Here is a 20094-nt window from a genome sequence, read left to right on the forward strand (position 1 = left end):
GTGGCACGTAAATAATCAATCAGACCTATAGCCAACTTCAATCACACTTTGTGATCCAAAAACCCGCCCGCAGAGTACTCTTGTGACTGGCCCTGCGTTTGCGACGTAAAGGCCTGAAATATATGGGGTTATTGGGGGAGTTTGGATGAAAGGTTCTTACGATCTGGAATTGGTCGCCGCGTCATATTGCGTAGCTGTAATCGCCGCGTTTTCCGCAATCTATTTTGGTACCCGTGTCCGCACCCTCTCGGGGGGCAGCAAATCGTTTTGGTTTTGTGCTGGTGCCTTCTGTCTCGGGGCCGGCATCTGGTCCATGCATTTTGTCGGCATGAGCGCCTACAAAATGCCCATGGCAATGGAGATGAGCTTCGACCTGTCGATCACTGTAACCTCACTCATTCTCGCTGTGCTGGCCTCGGCACTGGGTCTGAGGGCTATCACAAGAACATCTGTCAATGCCGTGCAGCTGCTGGCCCACGCTATGATCATGGGCATGGGGGTCTTCGCCATGCATTACTGCGGCATGTACGCCATGCAGATGGATCCACCCATCCAGTACGATACCTTGCTTGTCGCAGTCTCCGGCGTCATTGCCGTGGCGGCTTCCGGCGCGGCCATGGTGATCTGTCGCAATATTGAGCGGGTACCCCGTCGTTACGGCATACTAGTGAAAGCGGCCGCGGCACTGGTAATGGGTCTGGCGGTATGCGGCATGCATTACACCGGCATGGCCGCAGTCAGCTTCCCGATGGACGCTACGATGCCAATGTCCAATACACTGCGGGGCAACTGGATGGGCACGCCCACCGCCGTAGCCGCGTCGTTTTTCCTGTTATTACTGGTCTATATCGCCTTCGAAGATTTTCGTGAGCTGGAGCGCGCCCGCCAGGCAGAGAAGCAGGCTGCAGAAGCCGTTACCCACGCAGCGTTCAATGATACACATACCGGCCTGCCCAACCGCACTGCACTGGAGAGCCATCTGAAGGAGCTTACCGGCGCTTCGACAGCCGCCCGCAAGGAACCCTTCAGCCTGCTCTATTTTGAATTGCAGGACTATCGCAGGATCAGCAGTGAATCAGGAGAAAAGGCCGCACAGGGCTACGCATCAAATTTTGCCAGCGTACTGCGACAACAGTTTCCTGCCCCCGCTTACCTTAGTCGCTACAACACCAATGGCTTTATCGCGGTTTTGCCCCTGAGGGATTCCGGCACACTGGAAAGCCTGGCCGGCCAGCTGGCTGAGAGTCTCGCACATCCGCTCGGTCGCGGCACACAGCCAACGCCCTATCAGTTCGGGATCGGGTATGCCTCTTACCCGGCGGCCGGTGTGGTCAGTCGGCCGCTGATCAGACTGGCTCAGGTTATCAGGGCCCGGTTTGAGAGTCGCCATACTCCCCAGGTGCTGAAAACAGCTGCCACACCGGCGTAACAAAAAAACGGGGCCAAAGGCCCCGTTTTTTAGGTCGGAGGAGGCATTTAGTCAGCGGCTGGTTCAAAGTCCAGCAGGTCGGCCCCACCTTCCACCAGCTCGCCGGCGGCATAGTAAAACGCCTTCACAGTACCGTCTGCCGGTGCGCGGATGGTGTGCTCCATCTTCATCGCCTCCATCACCAGCAAGGCTGCGTCTTTTTTCACTTCACTGCCCGGCTCCACCAGCAGGGTGACGATGGTACCGTTCATTGGCGCGCACAGCGCTGCATCACCGGAACCTGCATCTTCCGCACCCAGGTCGGCAGTCACCTGACTGAACTGCTGTGCAGACTCCTGAGTGTAGAGACTATACACACCATCGTGTTCGGCAACGGTTGCCCGCGAGCGATAACCGTCGATATCGGCGTACAGGTCACTGCCTGCCAGCTTGCCCTGCGCGCGCACGGTCTTGCCGGCAACGGTGATGTTGTAACTGATACCACTGCCCTGCCCCAGTTGCTCCACCACCACGGGGAAATGCTGACCCTGCAACTCCAGCTCAAACAGATGCACGTGGGGCTCGTTGAGGCGCCAGGCATTGCTCTGGTTCCAGGGCGAATACGGGTCGTGAGCGGCTGCACTGCCGTGACGGGCATCCGCAGCACGGCGTAACACCAGGTAGAGTGCGGCCAGTGTCGCGCCGGCGGCAACATCCTGTTCACCATCGTGGAAAATCTTGTCGTGGTGCTTGCCAATAAAACCGGTATCCAGCTCTGCGGCCTTAAACGGCTCACAGGTGGCCAGGTTGTAGAGGAAATCCACGTTGGTAGTCATGCCGCTGATACGGTATTCACTCAGGGCCTTGCCCAGACGACGCAGGGCGGCGTCGCGGTCTTCGTCCCAGACAATCAGCTTGGCGATCATCGGATCGTAAAACACACTCACCTCATCACCCTGCAGTACGCCGGTATCCACCCGCACATGGCGACTCTCTTCCGGTGGCTCCAGGAATGAGAGAGTACCAGTGACCGGCAGGAAGTCGTTGGCGGGATCCTCGGCGTAGATACGGGCTTCAAAGGCGTGCCCCTTGATCTGCACCTGCTCCTGGGTCAATGGCAGGGTCTCACCATAGGCTACACGCAACTGCCACTCCACCAGATCCTGACCGGTGATCATTTCCGTTACCGGGTGCTCCACCTGCAGGCGGGTGTTCATCTCCATGAAGTAGAAGGAGCCGTCTTCGTCCAGCAGAAACTCGACGGTCCCGGCACCAACATAGTTGATGGCCTTGGCGGCCTGCAGTGCCGCTTCACCCATTCTGGTACGCAACGCAGGATCCACACCCGGTGCCGGAGCCTCCTCGATTACCTTCTGGTGACGACGCTGCACGGAACAGTCACGCTCCGCCAGAAACACACCATTGCCGTGACCGTCACAAAAGACCTGAATCTCCACGTGCCGCGGCTTGGTGAGGTATTTTTCCACCAGCATGCGATCGTCGCCGAAGCCATTCATGGCCTCACGTTTGGCCGCAGCCAGGCCCTCGTCAAATTCTGCCGCCGACCAGACCTGGCGCATACCTTTACCGCCGCCACCGGCGGTGGCTTTCAGCAGCACGGGATATCCCATATCATCCGCCGCCTTTTTCAGCAGCGCGGGGTCCTGGTCTTCACCGTGATAACCGGGTACCAGCGGGACGTCAGCCTCTTCCATAATGCGCTTGGCCGCGGATTTGGAGCCCATGGCCTCGATGGCGCCTACCGGTGGACCGATAAAGACAATACCCGCCGCATCACAGGCGCGGCAGAATTCGGAGTTTTCGCTGAGAAACCCGTAACCTGGGTGAATCGCTTCGGCACCGGTTTTTCTGGCCGCCTCAATCACTCGCTCGATCACCAGGTAGGATTCCCTGGACGGTGCACCACCGATGTGGACAGCCTCATCGGCCATTGCCACGTGCAGGGCATTGGCATCGGCGTCGGAGTAGACAGCCACAGTAGCGATGCCCAGCTTGCGGGCGGTTTTAATCACGCGGCAGGCGATTTCACCGCGATTGGCAATCAGGATTTTGTTAAACATTTTTATTGTCCTTTAACCGTTGATCCAACTGGCGGGTCGTTTTTCGAGGAATGCGTTCAACCCCTCCTGCCCTTCACCGGAGACGCGGATGGTGGCAATGCGCTCGCTGCTGTCAGCGATCAGGTCATCTGTTAACACGCGGTTTTCAATGTCGAGCACCAGTCGTTTGGCGGCCCTGATGGCAGCCGGACTGTTGGCCAGCAACGTATTCACCAGTTCATCAATGCGACTGTCCAGTATTTCAGCATCCACCAGCTCCGATACCAAACCCAGTTGCGCGGCGGTCTCCGCCGAAAAGCGCTCGGCGGTCATAAAGTAACGGCGGCAAGCGCGCTGTCCTATGGCAGCCATCACGTAAGGACTGATGGTCGCGGGGATCAATCCTATTTTGACTTCACTCAGGCAGAAGCTGGCTTTCGGGGCCGCTACCGCCATGTCGCAGCAGCTCACCAGACCCACGGCGCCGCCGAATGCCGCACCCTGCACCCGGGCAATGGTGGGAAACGGCAAGGTGTTGAGCGTCTTCAGCATATTGGCCAGTGCATTGGCATCGCGCAGGTTTTCGTCATAGCTGTAGTTGGCCATGCGCTGCATCCAGCCCAGATCGGCACCGGCGGAAAAACTCTTGCCTTCGGCCGCCAGGATCATGATGCGTACTTGCGGGTTTTCCGCCAGTGCCTGAAAGGCGTTGGTCAGTTCGGCAATCACACCATCATCAAAAGCGTTGTGTTTGTCGGGCCGACTCATGGTGACAGTCGCTACACCACGACCGTCTATGTGTGTTCTTATGGTTTGTTCTGTCATGGGAAACTCTCCTGCTCACCTGCAACCGCAATCACATGCGGAAGACACCAAACTGCGTGTCCTCCAGCGGTTTATTGAGAGCCGCAGACAGGGCAAGTCCCAGGGTCATGCGGGTTTCCGCAGGATCGATCACGCCATCGTCCCACAGCCGTGCAGAGGCGTAGTACGGGTGTCCCTGCTGCTCATAGGTATCCAGGATCGGTTTTTTGTATTCAGCTTCCTCTGCCGGACTCCACTCGCCACCTTTTTTCTCAATCTGGTCGCGACGCAGTTGTGCCATCACGCCAGCGGCCTGTTCGCCGCCCATCACCGAGATGCGGGCATTGGGCCACATAAACAGGAAGCGTGGATCATAGGCACGACCGCACATGCCGTAGTTACCGGCACCAAATGAACCACCAATCAGGACCGTGAGCTTGGGCACCTTGGCGCAGGCCACTGCGGTTACCATCTTGGCACCGTGCTTGGCGATACCGCCGGATTCGTACTGGCGACCCACCATAAAGCCGGTGATGTTCTGCAGGAAGACCAGTGGAATCTTGCGCTGGGCGCAGAGCTCGATAAAGTGCGCACCTTTTTGCGCTGACTCACCAAAGAGAATGCCGTTGTTGGCAACAATACCCACCGGGTAGCCGTAGATGCGGGCGAAGCCGGTGATCAGGGTGGTGCCATACAGGGCCTTGAACTCATCGAATTCGGAGCCATCCACCACGCGGGCAATAACTTCACGCACATCGTAAGGCTGACGGGAGTCTTTCGGGATAATGCCGTAGATCTCTTTGGCGTCGTACAGGGGCTCCACCGGCTCGCGAATGTCGAGCCCCATGGGCTTCACACGATTAAGGCGCGCAATGCACTGGCGAGTGAGCTGCAATGCGTGGTGATCGTTCTGGGCGTAGTGGTCGGACACACCGGAGGTGCGACAGTGTACGTCGGCACCGCCAAGGTCTTCCGCACTCACCACTTCACCGGTGGCAGCTTTCACCAACGGCGGCCCCGCCAGGAAAATGGTGCCCTGCTCTTTAACGATAATGGACTCATCGGCCATGGCCGGCACGTAGGCGCCGCCGGCGGTACAGGAACCCATCACACAGGCGATCTGGGGAATATTCTGCGCCGACATGTTGGCCTGATTGAAGAAGATGCGGCCAAAGTGTTCGCGATCCGGGAACACTTCATCCTGGCGCGGCAGGTTGGCACCACCGGAATCCACCAGGTAGATACAGGGCAGATGGTTCTGCTCGGCAATGGTTTGGGCGCGGATGTGTTTTTTCACCGTCAGCGGGTAGTAGGAACCGCCTTTTACCGTGGCATCGTTGGCGACGATCATGCACTCGCGCCCTTCGACACGACCGATGCCGGCAATGATACCTGCGGCGGGAACATCTTCATCGTAGACGCCATGGGCGGCCAATTGGGAGAGTTCCAGGAACGGCGAGCCTGGATCAATCAGGTGATTGATGCGCTCACGGGGCAGCAGTTTGCCGCGGGACTTGTGGCGGTTCTGGTACTCCTCGCCACCGCCAAGCTTTATCTCTTCAAGCTTCTGTCGCAGGTCATTCACCTGAGCCGCCATGTGCTCGGTGTTGACCGCGAACTCCTCACTGCGTGTATTCACTTTTGATTTTATGATGGCCATATCGCTAATCCGTCAATGGGCGTTGTGATTCGGGCGTTTGTGAAAACGTGTTGTTATTGTTATCTGCAGTCGCCAGCCAGCGGTGACTGGGGGCTGAAATCCGGGTGTTACCTGCTGCGGCTCCAGCCGCTTCAGGCCTCTTCTGCGGCAATGGCGTCGAGGCAGTTTTTCTCCGCCTCACCCAGGTCCACCATCATCACTTCGATGTCGTGCAGCTGCTGCTCAAGATGCGCCTGCTTTTCGCGGATTTTCGCCAGCAGGGATTGCAGCTGGTCCGAGTTGCCGTGCTCCGGGTCATACATCTCGATGATGGAACGGCTCTCTTCCAGGGTGAATCCCAGTCGCTTGCCGCGCAGGATCAGCTTCAGCTTGGTGCGCTCTGCCGGCGTATAGATCCTTGAATTGCCGCTGCGCTGCGGCGCCAGCAACCCCTTCTCTTCGTAGAAACGGATGGTGCGGGTTGTGATGTCGAACTCGGCTGCAAGGTCCGAAATAGAGTATTCAGTCGCCATTGGGTGTGATGCCCTCAGCTATTTTTATTGTCCCTGATGCTATCTGCCGTTGACGTTAACGTCAACCTGATCTCAGAGACTGAGACGCTCGATATGTTTTCTTGTAAGGCTTTCTGAAACAGAAAGCCCCTGATATTCAGGGGCTTATAGTACTTAGCTAAGAGAAAGCTTAAGATCAGTCAATTTTCTCAGGCTGACCGGATCCCATGTATTTGGCGAGGTTACGGTGCAGGCTGATCACGGCACCCTCGGCTTTGGGATTGGGGATATTGCCGCGATAGAGGCCATTTCGCATACCCGCCTGCACCGCTGCCATGTTGGAGAAATCCTGGTTGATCACCGGGCCGAAATCCTCGGCACAGGGCTCACCCCTCACCCACTCAGTCGCCGGCTCCTGTCCAGCCGGGAACAACTCCAGGGCAGCCACTTCAAAGATGCACTTGTTGGGGTTGTAGCCGCTGGGACGAGCGGTGTAGCAGAGCGCATTGTTAACCGCATGCCCAATCTGGGCATTGGGGAACAGCTGCCAGGCGGTACCACTACGGGCTACGTGATCGGACGGGACCTCCGGCCAGAACACACCCCGCTCCGCATCCAGGCCGCGGGCGCGCTCGTGCCAGTACTTCAGCACCTCGCCGGGGGTAGCTGTTTCCGGTAACTCGTCCACCAGGCGCTCGGCCGCGTCGATCAGGGTATCCGTGGTTACAGCATTGACCGTTTCCCGAATAAACTTCTGCATCTCGGCGGTGGCAACACGGGGATCCCCACCGGCACCGAGGCGCAACTTGCCCTGGTTCTCTTCTTCACCTTCCGGCGCATCGTAGCCGATATTGCTGTGCTTGCCCTGGGCTTTCGCCCAGCCCTTGTGTGCACCAAAGGCCATGAATTCCGGGTGCGTCGCCATGATGTGGTAGGTCTCATCAAAGGCTTCCAGGGCCACTTTCCAGTTACAGTCAAACTCCACAAACTTGCGCCACTTGTAGCGCATATTCTCCAGCTGGAATGGGTCCAGCATGGACGCCGCCGGCTCCAGATAGTCACGCAGGGGTTCACAGTTTGGATCCAGGTTGATCCAGATAAAGCCGCCCCAGGTGTCCACGTTCACTTTGGCCAGCTGGGTGCGCTCATCGGTGAGGGTGTCCTGCCACTCTTCCTTGGCAAGGATGAAGGCGCATTTGCCGTCAGGGTTAAAACTCCAGCCATGAAAGCCGCAGACAAACTTGTGCTGCTTGCCCTTGGCGTTACGACAACCCGCAGGCGTGTCCACCAGGCGGCGACCACGGTGGGTACAGACGTTGGCGTGAGCACGGATCTCGTCAGGGCCGCTGCGTACAATCAGCACGGAATCGTCGAGGATATCGTAGGTGATGTAGTTACCCACCTCGGGGATGTCCTCTACCCTGCCCGCCTGCAGCCACACCTTGCGCCACAGATTGTCGCGCTCACGGTGCACATACTCCTCGGAGATGTACGCCTCGACGGGAATGATGGACGGCTCCATGCGCTCACCGGCGCCGGGGGTCTGCTGCTCACTCATCGCTCTTCCTCTCTCTGTTGTTATTGCCGCCAGATGACTGCGGCTAAATTTCAGCGTCGGCCCGCAGCTGTTGTCCGTATTTTTGGAAATATCCTTTACGTACAACAGCGAGTACCGGCACCAGCGCTCTTATGGGGCAAGAATGCAACAATGGTGATCAATAGTGGCTGACCCAGATCAAAAGAAAACGCCTTAGGAAGGCGGAAATCGAACACTGGTGTCCAATTGATGTCCGGACTAATCAGCAGATAAGTAGAGACTTGTGAGGCACCCGCTGCCGGTAGCCGGCAGCGGGCAAGCGGGTTACTCAAAGAGAGTAATTGAACGAGAGGCCAACCTCCCTTGGACGGGCATAGGCGGCAGTAAAGCCCTGGGCACTGGAGAAACCGTGGGCGATATAGTCCTCGTTGGTGAGGTTTCGACCATACAACCCGATACGCAGGCCACCATGGAAGCGGTAACCGGCCTGGGCACTGAGGGTGTAGTACTCCGGCTGCTCAATGACGTGGTAGATGTCGTGATACACCTTGCTGGAATAGCTGAGGGTGGTGCTGGCATCCAGCCCGCCACTTTCCAGCTCACGCTCATACAGCAGGGAGACATTGCCGGTGAACTCCGGCGCCCGGATCAGCCGTTCGCCGGTGGCATCGTACTCGAACTGCTGGAAGGTGCCATTGGCGTTGCGATCTGTGCCATAGGCCGCCGCGTCCGGGAAATCCCGGTATTCAGCTTCCGGCACCCAGGAGGCGGCTGCCCTCAGGCTCAGTTCCGGTATCAGCTGTACCGATCCGTCGAGGTCGAGACCATAGATGCGCACCGGGCCCGTGTTCTGCACAAATACCGCCGAGCCGGTAAAGCCCTGCTCCTGTTTGTTCTTGTAGTCGTAGTAGAAGAGCGCGGCGTTGAACACCAGGTCGGCAGAGGCGTACTTCATCCCCAGCTCATAGGCGTTGTTCTCTTCCGGATCGACCTTTTGGTACGGCGGATTACTGGCGCCGTTGTCGACACCGCTAAGACCGCTCTTCTCCCCTTCCGAATAGGAGGCGTAGACGTTCATGTCCGGGGTGAGGTCGTACTGCACCGTCAGCCTAGGCACAAAGCTGGTAAAGGTCTCGTCCCTTTCAATCTGCACCGGGAAGACAATACTGTCTTCATGGGGCTCGTAGGTGTAACGGCCGCCAATGATCACCGTCAGGTCATCCGTGGGGTCTATCTGCACCTCACCATAGGCCGCATAGGAGGTGATATCGAAACGGGTATTTTTCACTGGTGAGCCGCCGGGAATCAGGGTCTCCTGCACGGCGGTGTCGGTACTGGATTTCTGGTGATAATAGAAAAGCCCCGCGGTGTAGGTGAGGATACCGAACTGCTCAGAGGCAAAATTGAACTCCTGGGAAACCGCCTTGTTGGTTGCCAGGTAGGTGTAATCGATACAGGCAAAGGTGGCAATACAGCTGGGATCGGAGACTGAGTGCGGTAGCGCGGTTTCGTTGTAGACCTCGGTATCGTGGTAGGCGGTGATAGAGGTCAGAGAGCCCAAGCCTTCCATGTTGAATCGGATATTGGCGCTGCCACCACTGCTCTTCACCGTTGCATCATTGAAATCGTTGCCCAGGCCGGTGTCATAACCGGTATGCCAGGCCTTATCCGGCACGATGGAGTTGGGGTGTTGGGACGAGACCACCAGCCCATCCACTGGCGTCTGGGATTGCAGTCCTTCGTCATTGTGCTTCAGGTAAAACGCACTGATGACCGCCTTCACTGCATCACTCGGTTCAACCAATAATTTTACCCGGGCATTGGAGCGGGTAATGGTCCCATACTCTTCGCCATTGGCGACGTTGGTGAGGAAGCCATCGGTTGTGTCGTAGCCACCGGAAACGCTTACCGCCATCAGGTCATCCACCACGCCAGTGCTGGCAAACGCGCGGGTGGCGTAATGCGGAGAGCTGCGGGAGTCGCCATCACCGGTGTAGTAGCCAGTCTCCAGTGTCACGTCAGCGGACGGCTCGTAGGTAGGATCCTTGGTGAACACCCGTATCGCGCCGCCCACGGAGTTGCGTCCGAACAGTGTCCCCTGCGGCCCCTTCAATACCTCCACCCGGGAGACGTCCGGCAGGTTGGCACCCAGCAGGTTACCCTGGCTGTAATAGACATCGTCCACATACAACGCATTGGGGTTTTCACTGCCGTTGGTACTCACGCCCGTGGACAAACCGCGAATAGCCGGTTGGCTGAGGTTGCCGACACCACCAAAGGTGAGACCCGGAACCACATTCTGCAGGTCAAACATATTGGTAACGCCACTCTGTATCAGTTGCTTGTCAGAGAGTGCCGTCAACGTCAGTGGCACATCCTGCAGCCGCTGCTCGCGACGCTGTGCGGTGACCACTACCTCTTCGATGGCGCCCCTCGCAGATTCGCTGGCCTGGGCCATAGCCACGGGAGCAGCCAAAGTTGCAGACAGTGCTGCCACCAATGGAAGCACAGCCAAGTCACGGTAACGATTACACGCATTGGAATAATATATAGGGAGTTTGCTGCCCATGAAGACCTCCTGTCGTCTTTCTGGAATACGTTATTTTTATCGTGTACAGCATATAAGTGTTGCCAACATCTGCGGCGTTCCTTATCACCGCGCGTCAGCCATCGGAGCAGGGTCAGGCGCAGAGTTAGTGCAGGCAACAGAAAAAAGTATACAGACTGCTTTGTCGCCAGCTCAGTAGCTACGGGGTCTTGTGTGACAAAGTTATGTTGGGAATTGTTAAGCAGGAAGGAAGAAACAGCGACGGCGAGCGCACTGAAAACTAAATACGGGGAATTATCTGCAATGACTGAAGGAGTATTTGAGAACGGGAGAGACTACGGCTGAAAGTGCGGGAAAGAATCCAGGCGGCCATCAGTGGCCACCTGGAATCAGGGCTGTCGCGCCTGAACTAATTCAGGACTTGGAGCCCTTAACCGCCATGGCAAAGCTGTTACGAATATGGTCGACGTGGGCAGCAGGTACCACCGGCAGGATCCATGGATTGGTGGTATCGCCAATCTTCTCCAGCTGCGTCTCCACATCGTCGATGGTCCACTCGGGCTGGTAAACACCTTCGGTTTCACCGATAAACGCCTTGGCCACACGACCGGCGATGGAAACAAACATTTCGCCAGAGACCGAGCAGGATTCGTGGGACAACCAGCCCACCACCGGCGCCACCAGCTCCGGCCCCATGGGCGGATAAGCGGAAACGTCGATACCTTCAGCCATACGGGTTACCGCGCCAGGAACGATCAGGTTGCAGGTCACATTGTGCTCGGCACCTTCCAGCGCGGCAACGTTACACAGACCGATCATGCCCGCTTTCGATACGCCGTAGTTCACGACTTTGTGGTTGCCGTAGAGACCACCGATGGAGGACGTCAGCACAATGCGGCCATACCCGGCATCGCACATCAGCGGCATGGCGGGCTTAACCACATGGAAAGCACCCTTCAGGTGTACATCCAGTACCGAGTTGAAATCCTCATAGCTCATGTCACGGATCAGAGCTGGACGCACATTGCCGGCGTTGTGAATGAGGATGTCAATTCGGCCCCAGGTGTTGATAGCAGCATTGATAATGGCCTGCCCACCTTCAGGAGTGGCTACGCTATCGGTATTGGCAATGGCTTCACCGCCAGCGGCGATAATTTCATTAACCACTTCCTGGGCCGGGCCAACGTCCACACCATCGCCCTGCAAGCTGCCACCCAGGTCGTTTACCACTACCTTGGCACCCTTGGCACCCAGCAACAGTGCGTAAGCCTTACCCAGGCCGCGACCGGCACCGGTAATAACCGCTACCTGACCATCAAATCGTTTCTCGGACATGTTCACTCTCCAGAAAAGTCGGGCCTTGTACAACACCCGAATGAAAACCTGTTATGCAAAAACGGCGGCCTGTAGCCGCCGTTTTTGGGGTCACTGAAATCAGCGTGCCTTACTTATTTGGTAGGCAGCTCGATCTCAGCTTTAGCGGTGGCAATGGTGACACCAAGCTGGGTTTTCAGCTTCACGTCTACCTGCACCAGGTTGCGGCCCTGCTCATCAGTCATCTTGTCGACGATGCTTGAGGTCATGAAGGTCGCATCACCGGTCAGTGCCGGTGCACGGTAGGAAGTGTTGCAGTGTACAACCATGCCCCACTCGCCGGCCCAGCCACCCAGGTAATCCAGTACCCAGGCGCCCATGGATGCACCGTAGCCGTAGGCACGTGGCATACCGATCATACGGGCGTAACGTGGGAACAGGTGGCCACGGGAAGGACCGAAGTAAGCACCATCGGTCCACTCGGGGTTGTCACGCTCCATCACCGGGTCATTCTCGTGACCGGCCATCTCCTTGGTGAAGCCCAGGGCTTCCATGTCGATGCCAGGACGGTGTGTACCACCCCAGATGGTGAACAGGTAAGCGCGCCACTCGGTGGTGAGGCTGGCAATGCTGTGCGGGCCGATTACACGCACCGGCAGTTCGTCGCCCACATTGCAATCATCCCAGTAACGCTTGCCGTGACCCAGGTCGTGCATCATCTTGATGTATTCGTACTTCTGGTCTTCCAGCTTCTTCAGGTCCTCGTCAGTCCACTCGGGATCTGCCATGTCGGACTCTTTCGGCGCACCACCCATCTCCAGTGCCGCTTCGGCGCTGTAACGGATCGCTGTGGAACGCTGCTTGGCGATGAAGTCACCGTCCTGGTTGTAGTAGTTGTTGTCGCCGCGCTGGAAGCAGGTCGGGCCCGCAAAGCCGGTCTCTTTTACCACGTAGTCGTAAGGAATTTTTTCGTTGGTAATCATATCACCGCCGAAAATCTTTGGACCGTAGAACCACCACTCATCACCACCGAACAGCAGGTGGGACTCAGGGATGCGACCCACACAGGCAGGACCGGCACCGTGGCCATCATCGCAGGAAACCGCGAAAGACTGCGGCGCTACCAGACGACCGTAACGGCCCTCTTTGGCAAAATCGTGATCGTAGTGCATCAGGTTGGGGTAGTGCATGGCCTGCACCCAACGACGGAAATCGTTGTTGTGCAGCGCTTCTTTCATGCGCGCCGGGGCAATCGGCTTACCCATGTAGTTGTCCAGATCGGAACAATCCAGGATTACTTTGCTCATGGCTAACTCCAGCTATCAAAGCGGTTAAGCGTCTGACTACAGACCTGGCAGGTACAAGTACAAGCCTCTGTAACCTCGTAAATTCCCGGTGCCTTGTGGCGCAAGGCGCACACCAACACCGGCGGTAATTCCAGGCATTCAGTTAAAGTTGATGACTTACAGGCCGGGCCTGTTGCCATCTACCTCACTGCCACCTTGTTGTATTAACGGGCTGGCTTAAGAGCCAGAACCGTACCGTCCGCATCACCGGCCACATACAGCGTACCGTCGGCGCCAGCGGTCACGCCGGCAAACGGCACCATAGGGCCGGTCAGTGGAGGCAGTGCCTTGAGAAACTTCGGCACTACACCTTCCGGCGCACCAACCGGCAGGTCTGCGGCGATTACGGTACGGGCGTGAGTGCCAAGATCAAAGGCAACCAGCTCTTTACTGCCAACATCAACGATGTAGAGTGTCTCGCCCTCAACCCACAAACCTTGTGGCTTCTGCAGGTCGTCCACCAGGGTTTCCATACCGCCAGAAGTCAGCTTGACGACACGTCCCTCGCCCTCTTCCGATACCAGACAGGTACCATCGCTGGTGAGCGCGACGCCCATGGGGTGGTTCAGTCCGGTTGCGAGCTCTTCAACCTTGCCACCATCAACCAGCAGCACCCGGCCAGCACCACCTTCGACAAAAATCACAGCACCACCGGAGGTCTTTGCCAGACCGTAGAGACGATCGAAGCCTTCGGCCAGTACTTCACTGACCTGCTCGGCGGGACGCCAGCTGGCGACCTGGCCATTACCGGTGGTGACAATAAACTGCCCCGGGCCATCAGCGATAACCCCGCGGCTAAAGCCGGGGAACCCGGGTGTAAACAACATACCGATACACTGTGGTGTGCCGCCCGGCGTTAACAGGTAAGTGTAGCCACCGTCGGCAATAAACAGCTGGCCATCGTCGCCTACCGCCAGACCCATGGGCCACTGCAGACCGTCGTGTACCAGTGAGCGCAACTCGCCACCGGCCAGCACCTCATTGATCTGACCCGAAATACTGGAAACGAACAGGCGGTCGCCAATAAACGTACAGTTGTCCAGGCCCGGCGCGATAGTGGCCAACACGGTTTTCTCACCGGTGTTGGGGTTGATGCGCAGCACCTGGCCACTGGCCACCTGGGTGGAAACAATAAAGCCCTGGGAATCAAATTTGACCGAATCCGGCACACCGAGATCGGTAGCGACGACTTCGTGCGCGCCACCTTCGAGGCTGACACGCCAGATTTCGTTCATGCCCATAATGGGAATATAAAGCTTGCCGTCCGGTCCCACTTCCATGGCGTTGGGCATGGGCACATTGTCCAGGATCACCCGTGGCTCACCGCCGTAGAGGTCCAGCTCCATGATGCGACCACCGGGACGGCACTCACCGGCGAACAGGCGACCGTTATAGACAGTAATGGGGTTGGCACCGGGCATATCGCCATAAACGACCCGGGCGTTGCCGTTGGCTTCACGCACACTGACGCGGCCTTCGGTAAATTCGGTAACAAAGAGATTGCCCTGGTCATCAAAGGCCAGGTCATCCGGGGCTACAAATGCGCCACCCATAGGGGAGATGGTTTCGATCACGCCACTGTTGGTGTCGATGGCACTGATCTGGCTGCCGGACACCTGGGCCACATAGATACGACCATCGGCGCCGGTGCGAATGCCGTTGGCACCGAAGAGGCGGCTCGGCTGAGTCAGGCGCTTAAGCTGCCAGCCTTCTGCCACTACGGGGCTGTGGCTGCCAATGTAACGACCGGAATCTGAGGACATAGAAGCAATTCCCTTATAATTACTATTGTTAGCGGTTCACTGGCCTGAACAGGAGGTTACCTGCCTGGAGCCGGAGCCGCGGGAGCCTGTAGCAAGCCCGGAAGGCAACGGCTCAGCGAGCGCAGCCCCGGGGTTAGCCACAGAAGCGATCACATCTCTTTGCCGATCACGTTGTAAACGCGGGAAACAAACAACCAGCGGCCATCGCGCTTGACCATCACGTCATCGAAATATCCGACTACAGTGACCTTGCCACCCGCTTTCGGGTAAATCAGCTCACGACAGAAGCAGCGGGCAGTGGCGCGATCACCATCCACAACGATATCGGCAGGTACAGAGATCATGCTGATGTAATCAACATACGCCATCTTCTCTTTGAAGGCGGCTTTCACCACATCTTTGCCAACGGCGGCAGTCTCCATGGATGGCAGTTTCCAGGAACCCTCTTCCGCCCAGGTCTCACCCCAGTAATCACCATCCAGGGTCATGGCACCGTGGGCAAACTGCTCCATCAACTCACGGATTTCCAGACGATCTTCAACGGATCCCTTGTTCATGGTCTTCTCCTATGAATGACAGTGGCGATTGTTTACAGGGCCAGAACTTCGGGGGCCAGGTATTTGGTAGCGGTCCAGCCGCAGTCCACGACAACGGTCTGGCCGTTGATAGCGCCAGCGCCGGGGCTGCAAAGGAAGGCGATGGTGCTGGCCACCTCTTCGGCGGAACCAAGGCGTGGGTAAGGCGTGGTCTGTACGTTGGTGCGTACGAACGCTTTATCGTTCATGCGATCTTTCACCATGTCGGTCATGGTCACACCGGGAGCCACACAGTTGGAGCGGATACCCTGCGGGCCGTATTCACACGCCATGTGCTCGGTGAGGGAACGCAGGCCGCCTTTGGCCGCTGAATAGGCGCCGCCGCGACGGCCGCCGATCTGGGCGTAGGTAGAGGTGATGTTGACGATGGCATCGCCATCGTTCATGTGTCCGATCACTTCACGACAGAGACGGAAAGGTGCACGCAGCATGATGTCCATGAAGTAGTCATAGGTCTCATCATCGGTTTCGTGCAGGGGCTTGGGGCTGCCAATACCGGCGTTGTTCACCAGGTAATTGATCTGGCCAAAACGCTGCAGGGCAAAGTCCACAATCGCTTTCGGCGCGTCAGCCGCAGTAATGTCTGCAGAGATGGTGGCGATGCGATCACTGTTGCCCAGCTCGCTTACCAGCGTATCCAGCTTGCCCTGGTCGCGGCCTACGCCAACCACGGCATAACCCATTTCGTGCATCTTGACGGCGGTCGCCAGGCCAATACCACTGCCGGCTCCGGTAATGATTGCTACTTTCATGGTTCACTCTACCCTTTCTGTTGGTGTGTCGGCCGGGTACCACTCAGGCCCCGGCTTCTCTCGCAGTTCTGTCAACGGACGTCAGATAATACCGGCGTCGCGCAGTTGCCCGATCTCTTCAGCGGACAGGTTCAGCAGTCCCTCACCCAGCAGCTCTTCGGTGTGCTGACCAATGGTGGGCGGCGCTGTATAGGTTACCGGGGAGCCGGACATGTAAGCCAGAGGGCTCGCAATCATGGTCACTTCACCGGCGGTGGGATGAGGCACGGTGACTTTCAGGTTGCGGTGCTGTACCTGTTCGTCTTCCCACACATCAGGCAGCTCGTTGTAGCGCGCTGCCGGCAGACCGATACCGTCCAGGGCGGCCAGCAGTTCCGCCGCCTTCCAGCCCATACTCCACTGGTTGATGATAGCCACCAGTTCATTGCGGTTGGTGCCACGCTTGGGGTTGGTGTTGAAGCGAGGATCGTCAAACAGATCCGGACGCGCCATCAACTCGGTCAACAGGCGCCAGTGCTCGTCGGTACCGGCGGTGATGTAGATGATGCCATCGGCACAGTTGATCAGGTCAGCCGGACCGCCGCCGTTGCCGCCGTTGCCGAGGCGCGGTGGCGGGTTACCGGATACCAGGAAGTCCTGCATGATGTGGGAGACCATGGCCACGGAGCAGTCCAGCAGCGCCACGTCGATATACTGACCCTGGCCAGTGGTGTGACGCTGGTTGAGGGCGCCGAGAATAGCCAGAGCGGCATTGTGGCCGGTAAACACATCCACCAGGCTTGGGCCTGCTTTCAGGGGGCCGGCGCCGGGCTGACCCGCAGGAATACCGGTGACTGCCATCATGCCGCCGGTGGCCTGGAACAGGCCGTCATAACCGGGTTTGGGGGCCATGGGGCCGGTCTGGCCATAGCCGGTGATGGAGCAGTAGATGAGGCGTGGGTTGATCTCTTTCAGGCTGTCGTAATCGAGGCCATAACGCTGCAGGTTACCGACCTTGTAGTTCTCGATCAGCACGTCGCACTCAGCCACCAGCCTGCGCACCAGGTCCTGGCCTTCCGGCTTGGAGAGGTTGCAGGTGATGGACTTCTTGTTGCGGTTTGCGGTGAGGTAGAAAGCCGACTCGCGGGTGGGGTTACCATCCTTGTCCTTTAGCGCGGAAAAGCCGTACATGCGGCCGTCATCGCCCACGCCAGGACGCTCAATTTTGATCACTTCGGCGCCAAGATCGCCAAGAATCTGGCCACAGAAAGGTCCGGCAAGAACACGGGTCAGGTCCAGTACCCGGACGCCCTGCAGAGCTTGTGAATCGGTCATTCGTTATCCTCTTTCCTGAATAGGGCGGCTCATCTCACAGGCGTGCGAAAGAGCCATTACCGCAGAGAAATGAAGCCAGCAATAATACACGAACAAAGTTCGATCTCAAGGAAATTCAGTCAACAGTGTTGTTTACTTGCAGGACCGAGACAAAGCTGCCGCAACCCCTGTGACAAGGCCTGACCGCATCTGAAAAGCGGTAAAGCTATAAGGAAAGGCCCGGCCCCGGTTGCGGTGCCGGATTCCGTCAATCGCTGGCCCGGGCCAGGTCCTGCTGCACGTATTTCGCCGCGAGGAGGAAAAAGGCACTGCCAACCACTCCGGCCAGCACCACACTCAACAGGGCGTAGCGGATGCCCTCGGTACCGAACCTGTCGGCGAACAGATCACTGAGCGCCCCAACGAAGAAGGGCCCTGCCCCGGCACCGATAATGTTAATCACAAACAGCAACACGGCCGATGCCGTAGCCCGCATCTCCAGCTTGGCCAGGCTCTGGTTGGCGCTGTACATGGTAGGAATATAGACATCCAGCATCAGGTAGAACGGGAAGAAGCAGAGCAGCGACAGCAATTTTGAATCAGACAGCAGGAAGACCACACCCAGGGGCATGCCCAGCATGGTAATCAGGGCCGGCACTCCCAGCGCCAGCGAGGGACGAATTTCGTTCAGCTTGTCCGTCAACCGGCCACCCAGAATGGTGCCGGCACACCCACCGACACCCACGATCAACGCCATCCACTGACCTATCTCAATGGGCGACATGCCGTGGATACGGCCATAGAACTCATAGCCCCACATCAGCACCCCATACCCGGTAATAGAGAGGAAGGAGGCGCCGATGATCATGTAGATCCAGGCCTTGCTGCCAAGCAGGAAATTGAGGGTCTCTTTTAAGGTGGACTGCTGACCGGAGCCGGCACGCTGCTCGGAGTAACCGCGAGGCGGCTCCCTGACGGTAAAGCGCACCAGCAGCGCGAACAGCACCCCCGGCACACCCACCAGCACGAAGGCGGTACGCCAGTCGAAATACTCCCGCAAATAACCGCCGCCGAGATAGGCGATGCCAGCACCGACAAAAACACCCGAAGAGTAGATAGCCAGGGCGGTGGCGCGACGACTGACAGGGAAATAGTCGGCAATCATGGAGTGCGCCGGTGGCGTGCCGGCGGCTTCACCAAGCCCTACTCCGATTCGGGCCAGAAACAGCTGGGTGAAGTTTTTCGCGAAGCCGGTGGCAACAGTCATGACGCTCCACACCGCAAGCCCCAGCGCAATAATATTGCGGCGGTTACCGCGGTCAGCCCAGCGGGCAATCGGAATACCGGCAAGGGTATAGAGCAAGGCGAAGGCAAAACCCACCAGCAGCCCGGCCGCGGTGTCCGAGATACCAAACTCTTCCTTAATAGGCCCTATGAATACCGACAGGATTTGGCGATCAATGAAGTTGATGACATAGACGATAAACAGCATCACCAACACGTAGTTGGCGTAGGCTGGTGAGGAGCTGAATTCAGCTTCGGCTGCCGGCTGATTATTATTGTGATTCTGCATCAGGTTCTCCTGTGACCCGGCAGCCGGACGCCCCCGGGGACGGAGCCGCCACAGCGGGTTATTACGACTTGAGCTGCTCTTCGAGGCCGGGGAAATCTTCGGTTTTGACAACGCCGTGCAGGAACAGACGCAGCATCTCCCGCGTCATACGGTCCCCCATAGCCTTGCGCTCCTCGTCGGTATTGGCACGAGCCCGCACCCACTCGGACCAGAGGAAATAACCACCCAGAACAATCACCGACAACGCTTCCACATCAATGCCGTCCTGACTGTAACCGGTATCAGCCAGTGACTGCGTGGCATTTTTGAAGTAACGGAAAAACCGGTCGCGGCTCGGATCATCGGAAGAGAGCAACTCAAACAGCCAGATACGACCCAGGTTCGGGTTTTCAACCGCGAACTCCACCATCTGGGCGATGACGCGGTACATATCCCTCTCCCGCTCCCGCAGGGTATAATCCTCGCGATTCTCCGGATCCACCCCGGAAAAGGCGATAGACAACAGCTGCTCACTCACTGATTCCACCGTTGCCTTGATAAGGTCTTCGCGGGTTTTGAAATGCTGATAGGCGGTGCCGCGGTTAATACCCGCCAGATGCGCTACCTTGGAGACACTCAGTGCCTCAGGGCCATCCGAGGCCAAAACGGTACGTGCCGCCTCCAGAATCGCCCCGCGTGTTGCCTGTTTACTGGTCTTTGCCAAACCACGTGCCCCCAATAATCACCAGTGTTGACGTCCAAACAGGCGATTTTGTGCTCTTGCGGACTCATATGTCAACTCGACCAAAGGGGAGGCGACTCCCGAACGAGCAGAGTCAACAGCAACATCAGACAGAGTCATCCTGAGCCCGCCACCCCGCCTGCCGCCCCTCTCACCTCTGGCAGGATGCGCTTCACGAACTGCAGCAACCATTTCCCTAAGCACGGAGGGTGTGTGCTATAGTTTTCG

General features: G+C 57.8%; 15 protein-coding genes. 1 reads left to right on the plus strand and 14 read right to left on the minus strand.

The genetic code is table 11. From position 1 onward, the window contains the following. Window positions 1-145 precede the first annotated feature (145 nt). A complete protein-coding gene (locus GSF27_RS03570; protein ID WP_160965770.1) occupies window positions 146-1429 on the plus strand; it encodes an MHYT domain-containing protein in 1284 nt (427 codons plus the stop codon). A gap of 47 nt (window positions 1430-1476) precedes the next feature. On the opposite strand, the gene GSF27_RS03575 is transcribed toward GSF27_RS03570, so the two are convergent. The 14 genes from GSF27_RS03575 to GSF27_RS03640 all read right to left on the minus strand — a co-directional run bounded on the left by GSF27_RS03575 (window position 1477) and on the right by GSF27_RS03640 (window position 19848). Next, on the minus strand, window positions 1477-3489 hold the full coding sequence (locus GSF27_RS03575; protein WP_160965772.1) for an acetyl/propionyl/methylcrotonyl-CoA carboxylase subunit alpha: 2013 nt from the start codon (window positions 3487-3489) through the stop codon (window positions 1477-1479). A 12-nt stretch (window positions 3490-3501) separates the two neighbouring features. Further along, a complete protein-coding gene (locus GSF27_RS03580; RefSeq protein ID WP_160965774.1) occupies window positions 3502-4293 on the minus strand; it encodes an enoyl-CoA hydratase/isomerase family protein in 792 nt (263 codons plus the stop codon). 31 nt (window positions 4294-4324) lie between these two features. Further along, window positions 4325-5932 carry a carboxyl transferase domain-containing protein gene (locus tag GSF27_RS03585; protein ID WP_160965776.1) on the minus strand — a complete coding sequence of 536 codons (1608 nt, stop codon included), beginning with the start codon at window positions 5930-5932 and terminating at the stop codon, window positions 4325-4327. Between the two features lie 131 nt (window positions 5933-6063). After that, complete coding sequence (locus tag GSF27_RS03590) at window positions 6064-6444, minus strand: MerR family DNA-binding transcriptional regulator (protein WP_160965778.1); 381 nt, start codon at window positions 6442-6444, stop codon at window positions 6064-6066. A gap of 175 nt (window positions 6445-6619) precedes the next feature. After that, window positions 6620-7981 carry an SRPBCC family protein gene (locus GSF27_RS03595; protein WP_160965780.1) on the minus strand — a complete coding sequence of 454 codons (1362 nt, stop codon included), beginning with the start codon at window positions 7979-7981 and terminating at the stop codon, window positions 6620-6622. 307 nt (window positions 7982-8288) lie between these two features. Beyond that, window positions 8289-10436: a TonB-dependent receptor gene (locus GSF27_RS03600; protein WP_160965782.1), complete on the minus strand. Its 2148-nt coding sequence runs from the start codon at window positions 10434-10436 to the stop codon at window positions 8289-8291. A gap of 486 nt (window positions 10437-10922) precedes the next feature. Further along, window positions 10923-11843 (minus strand): SDR family NAD(P)-dependent oxidoreductase, encoded by a 921-nt coding sequence (locus GSF27_RS03605; RefSeq protein ID WP_160965784.1) that lies wholly within the window; start codon window positions 11841-11843, stop codon window positions 10923-10925. A 113-nt stretch (window positions 11844-11956) separates the two neighbouring features. Continuing rightward, window positions 11957-13129, minus strand: coding sequence for a MaoC family dehydratase N-terminal domain-containing protein (locus GSF27_RS03610; protein ID WP_160965786.1), 1173 nt, complete (start codon window positions 13127-13129; stop codon window positions 11957-11959). Between the two features lie 203 nt (window positions 13130-13332). After that, window positions 13333-14931, minus strand: coding sequence for an SMP-30/gluconolactonase/LRE family protein (locus GSF27_RS03615; protein ID WP_160965788.1), 1599 nt, complete (start codon window positions 14929-14931; stop codon window positions 13333-13335). 149 nt (window positions 14932-15080) lie between these two features. Continuing rightward, window positions 15081-15488 carry a nuclear transport factor 2 family protein gene (locus GSF27_RS03620; protein ID WP_160965790.1) on the minus strand — a complete coding sequence of 136 codons (408 nt, stop codon included), beginning with the start codon at window positions 15486-15488 and terminating at the stop codon, window positions 15081-15083. Between the two features lie 32 nt (window positions 15489-15520). Then, entirely contained in the window at window positions 15521-16279 is a 759-nt protein-coding gene (locus GSF27_RS03625; protein WP_160965792.1) for an SDR family NAD(P)-dependent oxidoreductase, read from the minus strand. 81 nt (window positions 16280-16360) lie between these two features. Further along, window positions 16361-17593, minus strand: coding sequence for a CaiB/BaiF CoA-transferase family protein (locus GSF27_RS03630; RefSeq protein ID WP_160965794.1), 1233 nt, complete (start codon window positions 17591-17593; stop codon window positions 16361-16363). A 247-nt stretch (window positions 17594-17840) separates the two neighbouring features. Further along, window positions 17841-19145, minus strand: coding sequence for an MFS transporter (locus GSF27_RS03635; RefSeq protein WP_160965796.1), 1305 nt, complete (start codon window positions 19143-19145; stop codon window positions 17841-17843). A gap of 61 nt (window positions 19146-19206) precedes the next feature. Then, the gene (locus tag GSF27_RS03640; RefSeq protein ID WP_160965798.1) at window positions 19207-19848 is read right to left on the minus strand and encodes a TetR/AcrR family transcriptional regulator; all 642 of its coding nucleotides are present in this window, start codon (window positions 19846-19848) and stop codon (window positions 19207-19209) included. Between the last annotated feature and the right edge of the window lie 246 nt (window positions 19849-20094).

It is taken from the genome of Pseudomaricurvus sp. HS19, from assembly GCF_009857815.1.
GTDB lineage: Bacteria > Pseudomonadota > Gammaproteobacteria > Pseudomonadales > Cellvibrionaceae > Pseudomaricurvus.